At 70.8% G+C, this 16844-nt stretch carries 18 protein-coding genes; 9 read left to right on the top strand and 9 right to left on the bottom strand.

Translation table 11 applies throughout. From position 1 onward, the window contains the following. Window positions 1–98 precede the first annotated feature (98 nt). The 3 genes from E1294_RS33745 to E1294_RS33755 are packed head-to-tail and all read right to left on the bottom strand — an operon-like array spanning window position 99 to window position 2619. Window positions 99–722 carry a CoA transferase subunit B gene (locus E1294_RS33745; RefSeq protein WP_132515029.1) on the bottom strand — a complete coding sequence of 208 codons (624 nt, stop codon included), beginning with the start codon at window positions 720–722 and terminating at the stop codon, window positions 99–101. Further along, a complete protein-coding gene (locus E1294_RS33750; protein WP_132515030.1) occupies window positions 722–1465 on the bottom strand; it encodes a CoA transferase subunit A in 744 nt (247 codons plus the stop codon). The genes E1294_RS33745 and E1294_RS33750 overlap by 1 nt, the downstream gene beginning before the upstream one ends. Then, complete coding sequence (locus tag E1294_RS33755) at window positions 1462–2619, bottom strand: 4-hydroxybenzoate 3-monooxygenase (protein WP_132515031.1); 1158 nt, start codon at window positions 2617–2619, stop codon at window positions 1462–1464. The genes E1294_RS33750 and E1294_RS33755 overlap by 4 nt, the downstream gene beginning before the upstream one ends. A gap of 79 nt (window positions 2620–2698) precedes the next feature. Here E1294_RS33755 and E1294_RS33760 point away from each other — a divergent pair, with 79 nt between their 5' ends. Further along, a complete protein-coding gene (locus E1294_RS33760; protein ID WP_132515032.1) occupies window positions 2699–3454 on the top strand; it encodes an IclR family transcriptional regulator in 756 nt (251 codons plus the stop codon). Here E1294_RS33760 and E1294_RS33765 read toward each other — a convergent pair. After that, complete coding sequence (locus tag E1294_RS33765; protein ID WP_132515033.1) at window positions 3451–5217, bottom strand: thiamine pyrophosphate-dependent enzyme; 1767 nt, start codon at window positions 5215–5217, stop codon at window positions 3451–3453. The genes E1294_RS33760 and E1294_RS33765 overlap by 4 nt on opposite strands. Before the next feature lie 87 nt (window positions 5218–5304). On the opposite strand from E1294_RS33765, the gene E1294_RS33770 reads away from it, so the two are divergent. Then, window positions 5305–6198: an SDR family oxidoreductase gene (locus E1294_RS33770; RefSeq protein ID WP_132515034.1), complete on the top strand. Its 894-nt coding sequence runs from the start codon at window positions 5305–5307 to the stop codon at window positions 6196–6198. A 59-nt stretch (window positions 6199–6257) separates the two neighbouring features. Continuing rightward, entirely contained in the window at window positions 6258–7688 is a 1431-nt protein-coding gene (locus E1294_RS33775) for an NAD(P)/FAD-dependent oxidoreductase (protein ID WP_132515035.1), read from the top strand. Window positions 7689–7752: 64 nt separating this feature from the next. Here E1294_RS33775 and ligD read toward each other — a convergent pair whose 3' ends face one another. Further along, window positions 7753–8946, bottom strand: a complete 1194-nt coding sequence (ligD, locus tag E1294_RS33780) for a non-homologous end-joining DNA ligase (RefSeq protein ID WP_132515036.1) — start codon at window positions 8944–8946, stop codon at window positions 7753–7755. A gap of 4 nt (window positions 8947–8950) precedes the next feature. Further along, window positions 8951–9172, bottom strand: coding sequence for a hypothetical protein (locus E1294_RS33785; protein ID WP_132515037.1), 222 nt, complete (start codon window positions 9170–9172; stop codon window positions 8951–8953). A gap of 324 nt (window positions 9173–9496) precedes the next feature. On the opposite strand from E1294_RS33785, the gene E1294_RS33790 reads away from it, so the two are divergent. From E1294_RS33790 to E1294_RS56330, 4 genes are all read left to right on the top strand, one after another. Then, window positions 9497–9916, top strand: a complete 420-nt coding sequence (locus E1294_RS33790) for a RidA family protein (protein ID WP_132515038.1) — start codon at window positions 9497–9499, stop codon at window positions 9914–9916. A gap of 71 nt (window positions 9917–9987) precedes the next feature. Further along, window positions 9988–10566, top strand: a complete 579-nt coding sequence (locus tag E1294_RS33795; protein ID WP_132515039.1) for a TOPRIM nucleotidyl transferase/hydrolase domain-containing protein — start codon at window positions 9988–9990, stop codon at window positions 10564–10566. Between the two features lie 314 nt (window positions 10567–10880). Then, entirely contained in the window at window positions 10881–11669 is a 789-nt protein-coding gene (locus E1294_RS33800) for a hypothetical protein (RefSeq protein WP_246083474.1), read from the top strand. Next, window positions 11651–11806 carry a hypothetical protein gene (locus tag E1294_RS56330; protein ID WP_246083475.1) on the top strand — a complete coding sequence of 52 codons (156 nt, stop codon included), beginning with the start codon at window positions 11651–11653 and terminating at the stop codon, window positions 11804–11806. The genes E1294_RS33800 and E1294_RS56330 overlap by 19 nt, the downstream gene beginning before the upstream one ends. Window positions 11807–12287: 481 nt before the next feature. On the opposite strand, the gene E1294_RS33805 is transcribed toward E1294_RS56330, so the two are convergent. Next, window positions 12288–12659 (bottom strand): DUF5997 family protein, encoded by a 372-nt coding sequence (locus E1294_RS33805; protein WP_132515040.1) that lies wholly within the window; start codon window positions 12657–12659, stop codon window positions 12288–12290. A 55-nt stretch (window positions 12660–12714) separates the two neighbouring features. Here E1294_RS33805 and E1294_RS33810 point away from each other — a divergent pair, with 55 nt between their 5' ends. After that, the gene (locus tag E1294_RS33810; RefSeq protein WP_246083476.1) at window positions 12715–13509 is read left to right on the top strand and encodes a LysR family substrate-binding domain-containing protein; all 795 of its coding nucleotides are present in this window, start codon (window positions 12715–12717) and stop codon (window positions 13507–13509) included. Here E1294_RS33810 and E1294_RS33815 read toward each other — a convergent pair. Next, window positions 13434–13931, bottom strand: coding sequence for a Rossmann-fold NAD(P)-binding domain-containing protein (locus E1294_RS33815; protein WP_132515041.1), 498 nt, complete (start codon window positions 13929–13931; stop codon window positions 13434–13436). The genes E1294_RS33810 and E1294_RS33815 overlap by 76 nt on opposite strands. Before the next feature lie 55 nt (window positions 13932–13986). On the opposite strand from E1294_RS33815, the gene E1294_RS33820 reads away from it, so the two are divergent. Continuing rightward, window positions 13987–14571: a TetR/AcrR family transcriptional regulator gene (locus E1294_RS33820; protein ID WP_132515042.1), complete on the top strand. Its 585-nt coding sequence runs from the start codon at window positions 13987–13989 to the stop codon at window positions 14569–14571. A 603-nt stretch (window positions 14572–15174) separates the two neighbouring features. Here the strand turns inward: E1294_RS33820 and E1294_RS33825 are convergent. After that, a complete protein-coding gene (locus E1294_RS33825; protein WP_132515043.1) occupies window positions 15175–16842 on the bottom strand; it encodes an acyl-CoA dehydrogenase family protein in 1668 nt (555 codons plus the stop codon). Window positions 16843–16844: the final 2 nt, after the last annotated feature.

Consider the following 16844-nt stretch of genomic DNA (forward strand, 5'->3'; position numbering starts at 1 on the left):
GTGCTGCGGTAGCCGGGGCTCAGGTACGGAGGATGGCTCATGTCGTTCCTTCGAGTCTCCAGGGCCTTCGGGGGTTCATGGCGGCGGGGTTCGCGGGGTCATGAAAGGTCGGCCGCCGTCCTGGCGCGCACCTCGTCGGCGGTGACGCCGGGGGCGGTCTCGACGAGCTTCAGCCCGCCGGGGAGGACGTCGATGACGGCCAGGTCGGTGATCACGCGGTCGACGCAGGACCGGCCGGTGAGGGGCAGCGTGCAGGCGGGCAGGATCTTGGGGTCGCCGTCGCGCGTCGTGTGCTCCATGACCACGAGGACCCGGCGGGCGCCGTGCACGAGGTCCATGGCACCGCCCATCCCCTTGATCATCTTGCCGGGGACCGCCCAGTTGGCCAGGTCGCCGGCCTGTGACACCTGCATGGCGCCGAGCACCGCCACGTCCACGTGGCCGCCGCGGATCATGCCGAACGACAACGAAGAGTCGAAGTACGACGCCCCGGGCGCGACGGTGACCGTCTCCTTGCCCGCGTTGATCAGGTCGGGATCCACCTCGCCGGGTAGCGGGTACGGCCCGACGCCGAGGATGCCGTTCTCCGAGTGGATCACGACGGTGCGGCCGCCGAGGTGGGCGGGGATGAGCGTGGGCAGGCCGATGCCGAGGTTGACGTACGAGCCGTCGGGCAGCTCGTCCGCCGCGCGGGCCGCCACCTGCTGCCGGGTCCAGGCCATCAGGAACGCACCGTCCGCCGCTCGAGGGGTTTGTCCGCCGCCTGCTCGGGATCCAGCGCCAGCACTTTCTGCACGAAGACGCCGGGCAGGTGCACCTCCTCGGGGTCGAGCTCGCACAGCTCCTCGATTTCGGCGATGGTGACCCGTCCCGCCATGGCGGCCGGCGGGTTGAAGTTCCGCGCGGCCTTGGCGAACACCAGGTTTCCGTAGATGTCGCCACGTGCGGCCCGTACGAGCGCGAAGTCCGTACGGATGCCGTGCTCCAGGACGTACGAGACGCCGTCGAACTCCCTGACCTCCTTCGGCGGCGACGCCACCGCCACCGACCCGTCGGAGCGGTAGCGCCACGGCAGCCCGCCCTCCTCGACCAGCGTCCCCACGCCCGCCCTCGTGTAGAAGGCCGGGATGCCGCACCCGCCGGCCCGCAGCCGCTCGGCCAGCGTGCCTTGCGGGATCAGCTCCACCTCCAGCTCGCCGGCCAGGTACTGCCGGGCGAACTCCTTGTTCTCCCCCACGTACGAGCCGGTGACGCGGGAGATCCGCCCCGCCGCGAGCAGCTCGCCCAGGCCGCGCCCGTCGGTGCCGCAGTTGTTCGACACGACGTGCAGGCCGGACGTGCCCTGCCCGAGCAGTGCCTTGATGAGTACGGCGGGCACCCCGGCCAGGCCGAAGCCTCCGACCGCGAGTGACGCCCCGTCTCCGATTCCCGCGACCGCCTCGGCCGCCGTACCAACGATCTTCATGGCATTCCCACGTAGTTCTCCGCCAGGGTCGTCGCCGCGGCCTCGGACGAGGTCACGTAGTCCAGGTAGGACAGCTGCAGCCGGCGCGCGTACGCGTCGTCGGCCTCGAACGTGTGCAGCAGGGTGGTCATCCACCACGAGAAGTGCTGCGCCCGCCACACACGTTTCAGGCACGCCCGCGAGTAGCCGTCGAGCGGCCCCGCCGAGCCGAGCTCGAAATAGGCAGCGAGCGCGCTGGTGAGGACGCGGACGTCGGCCACGGCCAGGTTGAGCCCCTTGGCGCCGGTGGGCGGCACGATGTGGGCGGCGTCGCCGGCCAGGTAGAGGCGGCCGTACTGCATGGGTTCGGCGACGAACGCCCGCATGGGCGTGACGCTCTTCTCCATGATCTCGCCGGTGGCCAGCGTGAAGCCGGGCACGCTCTCCAGCCGGGCCTGCAGCTCGGCCCAGATCCGCTCGTCCGGCCACTCCTCCACCCGCGCGCCGGCCGGGACCTGCAGGTAGAAGCGGCTGACCTCGGGCGTGCGCATGCTGTGCAGGGCGAAGCCGCGCTCGGTCCTGGTGTAGATCAGCTCCTCGGACGACGGCGCCACCCGGGCCAGGATGCCCAGCCAGGCGAAGGGATATTCGCGCTCGTATACGCTCAGAACTCCTTCCGGGATGGACGGCCTCGACACGCCGTGGAAGCCGTCGCAGCCGGCGACCACGTCGCAGTCGAGCCGCTCGCCGCCGAACGTCACGTACGGCTGCTCGGTCTCCAGGCCGTGCAGGGCCACGTCCTCGATCTCGAAGCGCACGTCGCCGCCCGCCGCGAGGCGGGCCGCGATGAGGTCCTTGACCACCTCCTGCTGGCCGTACACGGTGATGCGCCGGCCGGGCACCAGCTTCTCGAACGGGATGCGGTGGCCCGCACCGTCGTACCTGAGCTCGATCCCGTTGTGCGGCAGCCCCTCGCGCAGCAGGCGCTCGCCGACGCCGGACTCGACCAGCGTGTCCACCGTGCCCTGCTCCAGCACCCCGGCTCGGACCCGCCGCTCGACGTGGTCACGGCTGCGCCTCTCCAGCACCACGGAGGAAATGCCGCGCAGGTGGAGCAAATGGGACAGGAGCAGACCGGCGGGCCCGGCCCCGATGATCCCGACCTGAGTTCGCATATACGGAGCATCCTGCCTCCAAGGGCGATCAGCCGAACCGGCCCTTCCACTGGATGGAAGAAATAGGCAGGATTGGTCCATGGCAGGTGGATCTCGCGCTCCTGGGCGTTCGGTGACGTCCAAGGTGCTGGCGATCCTGGGCGCCTTCGACCCGGCTCACCCCCAGCTCTCCCTGACCGAGCTGGCCAGGCGGAGCGGGGTGCCGCTGAGCACGGCCCACCGCCTGGTCGCGGAGCTGGAGGAGTGGCAGGCGCTGAGCCGCGCGCCCGACGGCCGGCTGCGGGTGGGGCTGCGGCTGTGGGAGCTGGGCCAGCTCGCGCCCGGCCGGCTGCAGGACCTGGCGCATCCGTGGCTGCAGGACCTGTTCGCCGGCACCGGCGAGAACGTTCATCTGGCCGTCCGCGACGGGCTCGAGGTGCTCTACGTCGACAAGGTGCACGGCAGGCGGGCGGTGCCCATCGTGTCCAGGACCGGCGCCCGGCTGCCCATGCACCCGACGGGCGTGGGCAAGGCGCTGCTGGCGTACGAGCCGGAGTGGTTCGTCAAGGCGTACCTGGCGCGCAAGCTCGAACGGCCGACCCCGCACACGATCATCGAGGCCGGGCGGCTGGCCAGGGAACTGGCGACGGTACGCTCCCAGGGGTACGCGCTGACGTACGAGGAGATGACGCTGGGCTCGTGCTCGGCGGCGGCGCCGATCCTGGTGGACGGGCGGCCGGTGGCGGCCCTCGGCATCGTGCTCTCCCACCGTCGCGTGCGCGAGCTGCCCCGGCTGGTCGAGCCGCTGCTGAGCGCCGCCGCGGGGATCACCCAGGCCTGCGCCGCCAGCGTCTAGTCCGTCAGCTTCTGGATGCGGTCCTTGAACAGCGTCGTGGCGATGGCGGCCTTGTGCGGCTGGCCCTTCAGGAACGCCTGCGCGAAACTCTTGGCCTGGTCGTAGGAGACCTTGCCGGGCATCGGCGGCTCGTTCGGGTTGACGTCCACGTCCACCAGGGCCGGCCCGTCGTGGGCCAGCGCCTGCTGCATCGCCGGCGCCACGTCGCCCGACCTGGTGACCTTGGCCCCGAAGCCGCCGCACGCCCTGGCCCAGGCCGCGAAGTCGGCCTCCGGCTGGTCGTAGCGCACGCCGTGCTCCGGGTAGCCGAGCACCATCTGCTCCCACAGGATCTGGCCGAGCGAGTTGTTGTTGTTGATGACGACCTTGACCGGCAGCCGCTGCTGGACCGCCGTCAGGAACTCGGCCATGAGCATCGAGAAACCCCCGTCGCCGACGTACGCGATGACCTGCCGGCCAGGGAAGGCGTGCTGCATGGCGATGGCGTACGGGAGCCCCGGCGCCATGGTGGCCAGCGTCCCCGACAGGTAGAACTCGCGCTCGCCGCGGATCGTCCAGTGCCGGGCCGCCCAGGTGGCGATGGTGCCGCTGTCGCAGGTCAGGATGGCGTCGTCGGCCGCGAGCCGGTCGACGACGGACATGGCGTACTGCGGGGCGATGGGGTCGCGGTCGGGGTTCTCCAGGGCGTCCATGTCGGCCCGCCACGTCGCCATCATTTTCTGATATTTCGCCAGATGGGCGTTGCCGTCCCGGCGGGACAACAGGGGCAGCAGCGCCACCAGCCCCTCCTTCGCGTCGCACACCACCGGCACGTCGGTCGCGATCCGCGCCCCCGCCCTGGTCGGCTCCGCCTCGAACTGCACCACCCTGGTCTTCCCCGGCTCCGGTAGGAACTTCGAGTAGGGGAAGTTCGTGCCCACCATGAACAGCACGTCGGCCTCGTCCATCAACTCCTCGCTCGGCCGGGTGCCGAGCAGCCCGATCCCGCCGGTCGTGTACGGCGAGTCGTCGGGGACGACCGCCTTGCCGGGCAGCGTCTTGACCACGGGCGCGCCCAGGGCCTCCGCGACGGCCAGCACCTCCCGCCGGGCGTGCAGGGCGCCCTGGCCGACGAGGATGGCGGGGCGTTCCGCCCTGTTGAGCACCTCGGCGACCCACTCGACGTCCTCCTGCCGCGGGATGCCGGCCGGCTGCAGGTAGACGGGCGAGGTCCGCGGCGGCCTGGCGGGCGCGACCTGCTCGTACGGGTCCGCCCCCGCCTCCGCCACCTGGATGTCGTTGGGCAGCGTGAGGTGGGAAACCCCGCGCCGGGCGTAGGACGTCCTGATCGCGAGGTCCACCAGCGAGGGCAGCTGCGCCGGGTTGGAGATCATCATGTTGTACTCGGCCACGTCGGCGAACAGCTTGTCCAGGTGGACCTCCTGCTGGTATCCGGTACCCAGCACGGAGGTCTCCTGCATGCCCGTGACGGCCAGCACGGGCACGTGGTCGAGCTTGGCGTCGTAGAGGCCGTTGAGCAGGTGGATGCCGCCGGGCCCCGACGTGGCCAGGCACACGCCGATCCGCCCGGTGGCCTTGGCGTAGCCGGTGGCCATGAAGGCGGCGGCCTCCTCGTGGTGGACGAGGACGAAGCGCACCCTGTCGCGGTGGCGCCGCAGCCCTTCCATGATGCCGTTGATGCCGTCGCCGGGCAGGCCGAAGACGGTGTCCACGCCCCACTCCGCGAGCCGTTCGATCAGGGATTCCGCTGCGATTCGAGCCATGTGTGCGGCACTACCCCGCGCTGCCGGACGCAGACGCCTTTACGTAGTTCGTTGTCATTTCCAGGCATTCGCGGGTAGTGGAGCGGCATGCGCATACTGGTCACGGGAGCCACGGGAACGCTGGGCGGCGCGCTGCTGCCCGCGCTGATCAGGGCGGGGCACCAGGTGCGGGCGCTGAGCCGGAAAGAGCGGCAGAGCTCAGGGCGCGTCGAGTGGTTCTGGGGCGACCTCGCCTCCGGCAAGGGCGTCGCGGACGCCGTGCACGGCGTGGACGCGATCGCGCACCTCGCCACCAGCGGCCCCAGGGGCCGCGGAGCCGTGGACGTGCCCGGCACCCAGCGACTGCTCCTCGCCGCCCGCGAGGCGCGGGTGCAGCACCTGCTCTACACCTCGGTCGTCGGAGTGGACCGCGTCGCCATCGGATACCTCGGTCACAAGCTGGAGGCCGAGCGGCTGATCGGGGAGAGCGGGATCGGCTGGACCGTCCTGCGCGCCACGCGGTTCCAGCAGTCCCTCGACCAGCGGCTGCGGGCGTACGCGTCGTTCCCCGTGATGCTCGTGGACCGCTCGCTGCCCTGGCAGCCGGTGCACACGGGCGAGGTCGCCGCGCTGGCGGCGGCGCTGCTGGCGGGCGGGCCCGAGGGCAAGGAGTTCGAGTTCGGCGGGCCTCAGGTGATGGACACCGAGGAACTGGTGCGGACCTGGCTGCAGGCCAGGCATGTGCGCCGTCCGTGCCTGCCCGTGCACTACCCGGGCAGGATGTACGCGGCCCAGCGGGACGGCGAGCTCATCACGGACACCGACTCCAGGGGCGTCATCACCTGGCACGACTATCTCCACCCCGCGCCGCCCGCGCTGACGGACGACTTCGCCTCCGAGCACACCGCTTCGCCCACCAGCCCGGCGAACCAGCCGGAGAATGACCCTGACCTGCACGTATACGGCGGCGACGAGGGCTATGAGCGGCCGACACGAAGCTAGTCCATTGCCCCGTTCTGTTACACATCGTCCACTTGCTCCTCATATGCCGGTAATAGACAATGTGTTCGGTGATCACCGGCATCCCGCTGACCGAAGACTTCGCCAACGGCGGCGTCTCCTTCTGGTACCGGCAGATCGGCCTGCCCGCACGGCGGCCGGCGCTGCCCGGGCCGCGCGACTACGACGTCGCGATCGTGGGCGGCGGATACACCGGCCTGTGGACCGCGTACTACCTGAAGCAGGCCGACCCCGGCCTGCGCATCGCGATCCTGGAGAAGGAGTTCGCCGGGTTCGGCGCGTCGGGGCGCAACGGCGGATGGTTGTCGGCCGAGTTCGCCGGATCCAGGAAACGGCACGCGAAAGCGCGCGGCCGGCAGGCGATGATCGATCTGCAGCACGCCATGTTCCGCTCCGTCGACGAGGTCATCGCGGTGGCCCGCGAAGAGGGCATCGACGCCGACATCCACAAGGGCGGGCTGCTCCACGTCGCGACCAACCCCGCCCAGCGGCGCCGGCTCCGCGCCGAGCTCGCCGAGCTGCGCGGATGGGGGTACGGTGAGGCCGACATGCGCCTGCTCGGCCGTGACGAGCAGGCCGAGCGCGTCCAGGCCGCAGGCACGCTGGAGGCCGCGTACTCACCGCACTGCGCCCGCATCCAGCCCGCCAAGCTGGCCGTCGGCCTGGCCGCCGCGGTCGCCCGGCTCGGCGTGGACCTCTACGAGGACACCACCGTGACCGAGCTGCGGCCCCGGCACGGCGGCGGGAAGGCCACGGCGGTCACCACGCGCGGCGACGTCACCGCCGACTACGTCATCCGGGCCACCGAGGGCTTCACCGCCGGGCTGGCCGGCCAGCGCCGGCAGTGGCTGCCGATGAACAGCTCCATGATCGTCACCGAGCCGCTGCCCGCCGAGGTGTGGAAGCACCTCGGCTGGGCGGGCAACGAACTGGTCGGGGACGAGGCGCACGCCTACATCTACGCCCAGCGGACCGCCGACGACCGCATCGCCATCGGCGGCCGGGGCGTGCCCTACAGGTACGGGTCGCGTACCGACACCCGGGGCGCCACCCAGCCGCAGACCGCCGCGCTGCTGTGGCGCATGCTGATCAAGCTCTTCCCCGCGGCGGCCGACGCGCGGGTCCAGCACGCCTGGTGCGGGGTGCTCGGCGTGCCACGCGACTGGTGCTCGACGGTGCACCTGGACCACGCGAGCGGGCTCGGCTGGGCCGGCGGCTACGTCGGCAGCGGCGTCACCACGACCAACCTGGCCGGCCGCACCCTGCGCGACCTGGTGTTGCGGCGGGAGACGGAGCTGACGGGGCTGCCGTGGGTGGGACGCCAGGTGCGGCAGTGGGAGCCGGAGCCGCTGCGGTGGGCCGGCGTGCAGCTCATCTACGCCCTTTTCCGCGCTGCCGACCGTCACGAGAACGAGCGCGGCACCACAACCTCGGTCTATGCCCGCCTCGCCGACCTCATCTCCGGCCGCTGAACGGCCCTGACCCGAGCCGTCGCCCAAACCCTCGCCCAAACCCAAGGCCCTGACCTCAAGGCCCTCACTCCGGACCCGCGCGCCACGGGTCGTAGTCGACCTCTAGCGGCTCCTGCTCGGGCCGCTCCCCCTCCGGCACGTGCTGGAGGTTGACCCGGATGCGATACCACACGCTGCTGCGCCCCCGCATGCCGTCGACCAGCACGTCGGCGGGCTCCAGCCGGGCCGCGACCTGCGGATGGCGGGACTTCCACCGTTCGAGGCCCGCCATCGCCTCGTCCTTGTGCTCGGCCCTGGCGATCTCGATGACCGGCTTCGTCTGCTGCCGGCGCCCGCTGCCCTTGGGCGGCTTGGGCGCGGGCCCCAGCTCTTCGGCCAGCTCCAGCAGCCCGTCGAGCGAGCCCGCGTGCAGGTCCATCTCCTCCCACGGGTCGCCGCGCTCGGCCAGCCGCTCCGGGACGGTGGCGACGGTGAACGCCTCCGGACGGCAACCGGGAACCTCGTCCCACGTCAGCGGCGTGGACACGCGGGCGTCGGGCACGGCGCGCACGGAGTAGGCGGAGGCCACCGTGCGGTCGTAGGCGTTCTGGTTGAAGTCGACGAACACCCCGTGCCGCTCCTCCTTCCACCACCGGCTGGTGGCCAGGCCGGGAGCCCGCCGCTCGACCTCGCGGGCGACCGTCTCGGCCGCCTTGCGCACCTCGGCGAACGACCGGCGCCGCTCGATCCGCGCGTACACATGGAAACCCCGCGACCCGGACGTCTTGGGCCACCCGACCAGCCCGTGATCGGCCAGCACCTCGCGCGCCACCTGCGCGGTCGCCAGCACATCGGCCCAGCCCACCCCCGGCACGGGATCGAGGTCGATGCGCAGCTCGTCGGGCCTGGACAGGTCGTCGGAGCGCACCGGATGCGGGTTGAGGTCGACACAACCGAGATTGACCACCCACAGCAGCTGGGCCAGGTCGGTGCACACGACCTCTTCCGCGCTCAGGCCCGAGCGGTATTTCAGCTCCGCCACCTCGATCCAGGCCGGCCGCTTGGCCGGGGCGCGCTTCTGGAAGAACGCCTCCTCCTCGATGCCGCGCACGAACCGCTTGAGCACCATCGGCCGCCCGTGCACGCCCCGCAGCGCCGCCTCGCCCACCGCCTGGTAGTAGCGGATCAGGTCGAGCTTGGTGAGACCGGACTGCGGGAAGACCACCTTGCCGGGGCTGGTGACGCGCACTTCGCGCCCGGCGACCTCGATGTCAGGCATACGGTCACGATACGTGCCGCCCCCGACAACCCCCGGCCGTCACCCGCGCGGCCGCGGCGTCCACCGGGGCGCCCGGCAGCGAACGGTGCAACGAGCGCACCTCCGGAGCGGCCGCGGTGTACGGCAGGGCTGAAGAAATGTCGTAGAACGAGGCCAGCCGTACCCGGCGGAACAAGGCCGCGACGTTCTCAGGGCCGGGTCCTCCCTCACTCTGGTATTTGTGCACCGGGTGAATCCCGAGAGACTGGCACAAGCGCCACGTTGGCCTGCACCCCCGCGAGGCTGAACTGCCCTTCCTCCGGGCCGGAATGCCATGCGGCGGAAGCGCGACCGGATTGGCGGCGGACACTCCGAGCTCCCGCGCCCACCTGGACAGAACGGCGGGATTCTCCCGGCAGCAGTCCCCAGAGAAACGCCTCCACCTCCGGCCCGTCATGCGTCTTCGCGTCGGCAGTCAGCGACCCCGAGCGTCCACTCGCCCCCGCTCTCCAATCGGGCATCACGCTAACGTGGGCGGACGCACGGCAATCTGGGTGGAAAGGACGACGTCATGGTTCGGCGCTGGAGCCCGCACCAGGTCGGGGCACCGCTGGCGAAATATCACCATCTGGCCGCGGCGCCCGCGGACTCCGAGTTGCTCTTCATCGCCGGGCAGGTCGGCACGGACGCGACCGGGACCCTCGTGGGGAGCGACGCGGCGACCCAGGCCCATCAGATCTTCGCCAACATCGACGCGCTGCTCGCCTCGGCCGGGTCGGGACCGCAGCACCTCCTCCGCCTGTTCACCATGGTGGCGGGCACGGAGCACCTGGCAGGCTTCCGCTCGACGCTCGACGAGGTGTTCGCCGCCTGGTTCCCGGGCGGAGACTGGCCCGCCAACTCGTTGATCGTGGCCGCCGCGCTCGCCACGCCGGAGATCGTGGTCGAGGTGGAGGCGGTGGCGGTGGTGCCCCAGCATCCGACCTGGTGACGCCCTTTACAATGTAGATCAGTGGCGACAAAGCGGTCGAAACTCTCCCGATTCGGTGCCAGGCTGGCCTCGTGAGCGACACTCAGACCGTGGTCCTGGTCGAGGGACTCAGCGACAAGTCGGCCGTCGAAGCGCTGGCCGAGCGCCGTGGCCTGGATCTGGCCGCCGAAGGCATCTCCCTCGTGGCGATGGGCGGCGCCACGAACATCAGGACGTACATCGGCAGGTTCGGCCCCACCGGGAGCGGTCTCCGGCTGGCCGGTCTGTGCGACGCCGGCGAGGAAGCCGACTACCGGAGGGGCCTCGAGCACGCCGGCCTCGGATCCGGTCTCAGCCGCGGCGACCTGGAGGCACTCGGGTTCTTCGTGTGCGTCGCCGACCTGGAAGACGAGCTGATCCGCGCCCTCGGCACCGCTGCCGTCGAGCACGTCGTCGATGCCGAGGGCGAGCTCGGCTCGTTCCGTACGCTGCAGAAGCAGCCCGCATGGCGTGGGGGCGCCACCCACGACCAGTTGCGCCGGTTCATGGGATCGGGCAGCGGCCGCAAGATCCGCTACTCCGGCCTGCTCGTCGAGGCCCTCGACCTCGATCGAGTCCCCCGGCCACTGGACATGCTGCTGACCCACCTGGCGGGCAGCCGAAGACGATGACCGGTCGCCGCGCATGCACGCCTGCGGAAACCGGGCGATCTTCCGCGCCATCTCGGCCCCCACCTGGTGTTTCGCCACGAGCACTGGCGCACTTCCACGTGACGCGGACTTCCGCAGTCACGGACTCAAGGAGAGGATCGCCTCGGGCGACTACCCCGTTGATACGCCCCCGAGCGAGCATCAGCCAACCAGAGGCTCCTTATGGACCGCGGCCAGGCCGTCGCCCTGGGGCGAGATCACCAGACGAGATGGCGGTGCTCGCCTGTCACGTGAACCGACATCACTTCTGTGCTTGTGATGTAACACTTAGTGTCATGCCGTCCCCCCGACACGACACGCTGGTCAAGATGTTCAGCGACCGTCCACAACTCGCCGTGGAGATCCTGCGTGACCTCATGGGAGTGAAACTGCCCGACACCCCGCTGATCCGGCAGGAGGAGCGGACCTTCAACACCCGCAACTCCGACGACATCGAAGTCGATCTGATCTTCACCCTGGGACCGCCACGCGAACCCGCACACGCCATCATCGTCGAGATCCAGCAGGGCACATCCAAAGATCCCCGGCAACTCGCCCGCTACGCCGCCGCCACCTGGCTGCTCCTGGGGTGCGACGTCACCGTCCTGCTCGTCTGTCCCGACCACAACACCGCCGCCCACTACGCGCGACCCATCGAGTCCGGGCTGACCGGCTACCGCCTGCTCCCCGTGGTGCTGGGACCGGACGGCATACCGGCCATCACCGACCCCCAGCAGGCCACAGCGAACCTCGACCTCGCCGCCATGTCCGTCATGATCCACGGCAAGGACCGCAAAGTCGTCGAGGCGTTCGCCACGGCACTCGCCGACACCCGCGACGAACACGCTCCGAAGTACTATGAATACGCCTACAGCATGGCCGCGCCCGAGATTCAGCGCCTCATGGAGGAGATCATGACGTCCACCACCTGGCCGGTCTACAGTCCCTTCGCCCGCGAACACTTCGGCCGCGGCCTCCAAGAAGGCCAGGCCAAGGGCAAGGCGAAGGCAAGGCAGAAGGCAAGGCAGAAGGTAAAGCGGAAGGCAAGGCGGAAGAGGCAGCCAGGATGGTGCTGCTCGTGCTGACCGCCCGCGGCTTCGCCGTCCCCGACGACACCCGCACCCGGATCACCACCTGCACCGACCTGGCCCAGCTCGAAAACTGGGCCATCCGCGCCGCCACCACCCAGACCCTCCACGACCTGTTCGACGAACCGACCTGACGGCACGAGCGCACGTTGAGCGATCTCCTCGGTCCCGACGCGAAATCTCGCGGTCAGCACAGCCGATGGCGGCGGTATGTGACTGTGCGGCCGCTCCGAGCGAGATACTTCAACACCCACCGGGCCCTGCGGCCCACTGCACCACTAGATGGCGTTCCACGCGGAACGGCTCCCCCAGGCGCGCGAGCTCATCGAGATGGACCGCTACTTCGTGCTGCACGCGCCCCGGGCAGACCGGCAAGACCACCACGCTGGACGCCCCGGCCTCCGAGCTGACCGCCGAGGGCGACACCGCCGCTCTGATGTTCTCCTGCGAGCGCGCCAAAGCGGCCGGCGGCGACCACGCCGCCGCGGAGGAGATTCTGCTGAAGTCCCTCCGCCAAGCCGCCGAGTGGGCGGGATGGCCGGAGGAACTGCTGCCAACGGATCCCTGGCCGCAGGCGCCACGTCTCCCAACTGCGTGCGTGATAGTGACGGCGCTCTAACGCTGTTTGAGCTTCAGCGCTTCCTTGCGGACCTCGGCCTGGATGGACCGCTCACGCTCCAGCCACGCGGGGTTCTCCGCCTTCAGCGCGTCGATCTCCGCGGTGGTGAGGGGCTCGGTGATCCCGGCTCTGATCAGGCCGGAGATGGAGACCCCGAGCTTCGCGGCGACGACCTGCTTGGGGTGCGGACCGTTGCGCCGCAGATCGGCGAGCCAAGCGGGCGGGGTCGCCTGCAGCGCGTTCAGCTCGCTCCTGGAGACGACGCCCTCCTGGAACTCGGCGGGCGTGGCCGAGAGGAGGATGCCCAGTTTCTTGGCCGCGGTCGCGGGCTTCATCGTCTGGGTCGTCTTGGATTTGAGCGAGGTCATGGAGTCCAGGGTAGTCAGTAAACGGTGGTCCCTCTGACGTCGCTACCCTGACGGAGTGACTCACGAGGAGACCGGCACCGTGTTCCGGCTGGCGTACGCGCCCGGGGTGACACCCGCGAAATGGGCCGGCATCTGGGCCGAGAGGATGCCGGGCGTGCCGCTCGCCCTGGTCGCGGTTCCCGCCGCCGACGTGGTGGAGCAGCTGCGCGGCGCAGGCGCCGACGCCGGATTCGTCCGGCTGCCGGTCGAGCGGGACGGGCTCAGCGTGATTCCCCTCTACGTGGAGACCACGGTGGTCGTGGTGCCGAAGGACCACGCGGTGACCGCAGCGGATGAGGTGACCGTCGCCGATTTGGCGGACGATGAGGTGTTCCACCCGCTGGATGACACTCTCGAGTGGACGGTCCGTCCGGGGTTGCCCGCGTTCGAGCGGCCGCCCACGACGGCGGACGCGATCCGGCTCGTCGCGGCCGGGACCGGGCTTCTCGTGGTCCCGCAGTCGCTGGCACGCCTGCACCACCGCAGGGATCTCACCTACCGGCCGGTGCCGGACGCGCCGCAGTCGCAGGTGGCGCTGGCCTGGCCCACGGACCGGACGACCGATCTGGTGGAGGACTTCATCGGCATCGTCCGCGGCCGCACGGCGAACAGCTCGCGCGGCCGTGCCCCCGCGTCACCGCCCGAGAAGCCCGCCCAGAAGCCGGCCCAGAGATCGGCGCAGAGATCGGCGCAGAAGCCCGCCCATAGGTCGTCACAGCGGCAGGCTCGCAAGCCTCAGGGCGGCTCCGGCCGCGGGTCGGCGCCGTCCGGTCGCGGCAAGAGCGGGAAGAAGGGCCGCCGGTCCCGCTGACCTGAAGCGCCGAACCGCTGGGACAGACGGATCAACGTCGGGGAGCGCGCCGGCCGTCCTCCGGTCGATCGTGTCCATCCACCGGACGTCGGAGACCTCGGCCCGCCGCTACCCGGCGCGCGGGTGCGCAGGGCTGCGGCCAGGAGCCAGCGGCTGAGCACGTAGAGGGCGAAGGTCGCCTCGAAACCCTCCTCGGTCTCGATCCTCCTCGGGTGGTGCCTGAAGGCGCCGAGCACCAGAGCGTCGATCACCGGGTGTTCGGCGCTGACCCGTTCGGCCAGGTCACAGGTCTGCTCAAGCGAACTGAGGTCGGCGTCGCGGCTGCCCACCGCGATCACCTGGTCGCCCCGCTCCTCGTGGTGGCGGGCGAGGACCTGGCCGATGCCATGGGTTCCACCGGTGATCAGGATCGTTCGGGACATAAGTTGAGACTCTCCTCAAGTTAAATGTGGCCTCAACTTAGCTAGGCTGGCGGGCATGCGCAAGGACGCCGCACACAACCGCGAGCGACTCCTGGAGGCGGCCCGGCGGTTGTTCGCCGACCGAGGGCTTGACGTACCGCTCGAAGAGATCGCCCGGACGGCCGGGGTGAGCATCGGGACGCTCTACAACCGCTTCGCCACCCGGGAGGGCCTCGTGGAGGCGGTCTTCGAAGACCGGGCGGCCACGGTCGCCGCGATCGCCGAACAGGCCCTGGTCGCGGACGACCCCTGGGAGGGCTTTGTCGCGTTCCTCACCGGCGTCTGCGAGTTGCAGGCGGCCGACCTCGGCTACAACGACCTCGCCGCACGAGACGGAAAGGGCATCGAGCCGATGCTGCGCATCATCGACCGGGCCCGGAAATCGGGGGCTCTGCGCGGTGACGTGACGCTCGCCGACATGACCTTCGTGATCTGGGGCGTGGCGGCGACCGTGCGGGCCACGTACAGGACCGCGCCCGGCGCCTGGCGGCGGCACCTCGCCCTGACCCTCGACGGCCTGCGCGCAACCGCGGCCCACGAGCTGCCCGTTCCCCCGATGTCGATCTCCCAGGCGCGGGCCGCGATGAACGAGTGCCGTTAGGACAGGCTCACGCCCCCAGGAGGGCGATGGCGGAGGGCAGGCGCGCCTGCTCCTTGAGCTTGACCGGGCGTGAACGGTCGATGCGGAACCTCGCCATCGGAACGGCGGAAGATGACAGCATGTGTCATGCGGCCACCCCGAGCGAGATCCTTCAACACCACCGGTCCCTGCGCACCTCAGCACCACTACATGCTGTCCCCCACGCAGCGGCTTCCCCAGGCGCGGGTGCTCATCGACATGGATCTGGCACTTCGTGCTGCACGCGCCCCGGCAGACCGGCAAGACGTACGCCGCCGGCACCAAACGTCTGGACGTCCTGATCCACTGGCCTCACGCCGCTCCGGACGGCGAACGGCAGATGCAGCGCGAGGCCATGGAGCTCAAGGTGTGGCGAGCCGGGGAGAACGACCCGAAGCCCGACGGCCTCGCCCGGCTCGATCGCTACCTGGACCGCCTCACCCTCACCACCGGCGTACTGGTCATCTCGACCGGCGCCCCGAAGCCCCGCCGTGGAACGAACGAGGAAATTTCGAGGAAGCGACCACCCCGTCCGGCCGCCACATCACCGTACTGCGCGCGTGACGAAGGCCGGTGGCGGGATGGTCAGCCGGTGAACGCCCCCGACAGCAGGTCGTCGAACCGCTGCGGGTTCTCGGCGGGGCGGTCGAGTCCGCGCAGGGGGCCGTGGTCCACGAGGTGCGCCTCGGCGTACGAGCGGGCCACGAGCGCCTTGCGGCCGTCGTCGAGCCCCCAGCGGGCCTGGTCCTCCAGCAGCGCGGCGGCGTAGACGTCGGCCATGAACTGCGCCAGCGGGTAGAGCCGCTCCTCCGCCACCCCGCGGTCCAGCGCGTGCCATGCCTCGATGGCCTTGGCCAGGTCGTCGATGCGGGCGCCGACCAGGCCGGAGGTGGCCAGGGAGCGCAGCCGGTCGAGGAAGGGCAGGTGCGCCTGCTCCTTGAGCATGGCCCGCCGCACGTCGAGGCAGAGGATGTTGTCGCCGCCCTCCCAGATCGGGTTGACCTGCGCGTCGCGCAGCAGCCTGGCCACCGGCCACTGCTCGATGTAGCCGTTGCCGCCGTGCACCTCGATCGCGTCGGTGGCGGTGGTGACGCCGAGCCGGGCGGCGCGCAGCTTGGTCAGGGCGGGGGCGAGGCGGAGCCGGGGGCTGACGTGCGCGTCGAACACCATCGCCTGCGCCGCCTCGACCTCGACGATCAGCTCGGCCAGCTTGCGGCGCATCAGCGGCTGCTCGATGAGCGGCCGCCCGAACGCCTCGCGCGCCCTGGCGTAGCAGATCGACTCGACCAGCGCCCGCCTGGCCACGCCGAGGCCCATCATGGCCACGCCGAGCCTGGAGGCGTTGGTGAGCTTCATCATGGTGCCGAGCCCGGATCCTGCGCCCGGCCCGGAACCGGCCAGCAGGAACGCCTCCGCCGCGGTGAACTCGACCTCGGCCGAGGCGACGGACCTGGTGCCGAGCTTGTCCTTCAGCCGCCGGATCCGCACGCCGTTACGCGTGCCGTCGCGCCGCTCCCACACCACCAGGAAGGGCGCCACCTCGCCCTCGGGGAGCCGGGCGAGCACCACGAACGCGGAGCCGTTGGCGTTGGAGGCGAACCACTTGAGCCCGGACAGGCTCCACGCGTCGCCGGAGGGGACGGCGACGGTTTCCAGGGCGGCCAGGTCGGAGCCGCCCGTCCGTTCGGTGAACATCTGAGCGGCCTCGCCGGAGTAGAAGCCGTTGGCGAAGATCTCCCGCACCTTTTCGCGTACGTCCTCGGGCGCGTACTTCTCGGCCAGGGAGACCACCATGTCGCCGCCCGTGCCGAGCGCGCAGCCCATCCCGATGTCGGCCTGGTCGAGCAGGTACGTCCATGCCGCGGCGAGCGCGGACGGATCGGCGCCATGGGCCCGCGCCTCCTCGGCGAACGACGGCGCGGTGAAGTTGCTCTCCATGAGCGCCTGCCTGGCGGTCAGGAACGACGGCGGCATGACGACTTCGCTGACGTCCCTCCCCCACTTGTCGTACTTCTCCAGCCGCGGCGGGTTGCGGTCGGTCTCCTCGGCGCACTCGGCGACGAGCCCGCCCATCAGCGCCCCGAGCCGGTCGAGGTGCGGCTCCGCCCAGGCGTAGCCGTCGCCCAGGTGCCGCAGCATGAGCAGGCGGAGCGTGGGGTCGCAGGCCCACCAGTTGCGCCCGGCGGCGCCCTCGTAGCGCTCGGTGGCGTAGCGGTCGCTGCCGTCGAACGGCTCGCTGAGATAGCGCCTCATAT

Origin of the sequence: Nonomuraea diastatica (genome assembly GCF_004349015.1) — a bacterium.
GTDB lineage: Bacteria > Actinomycetota > Actinomycetes > Streptosporangiales > Streptosporangiaceae > Nonomuraea > Nonomuraea diastatica.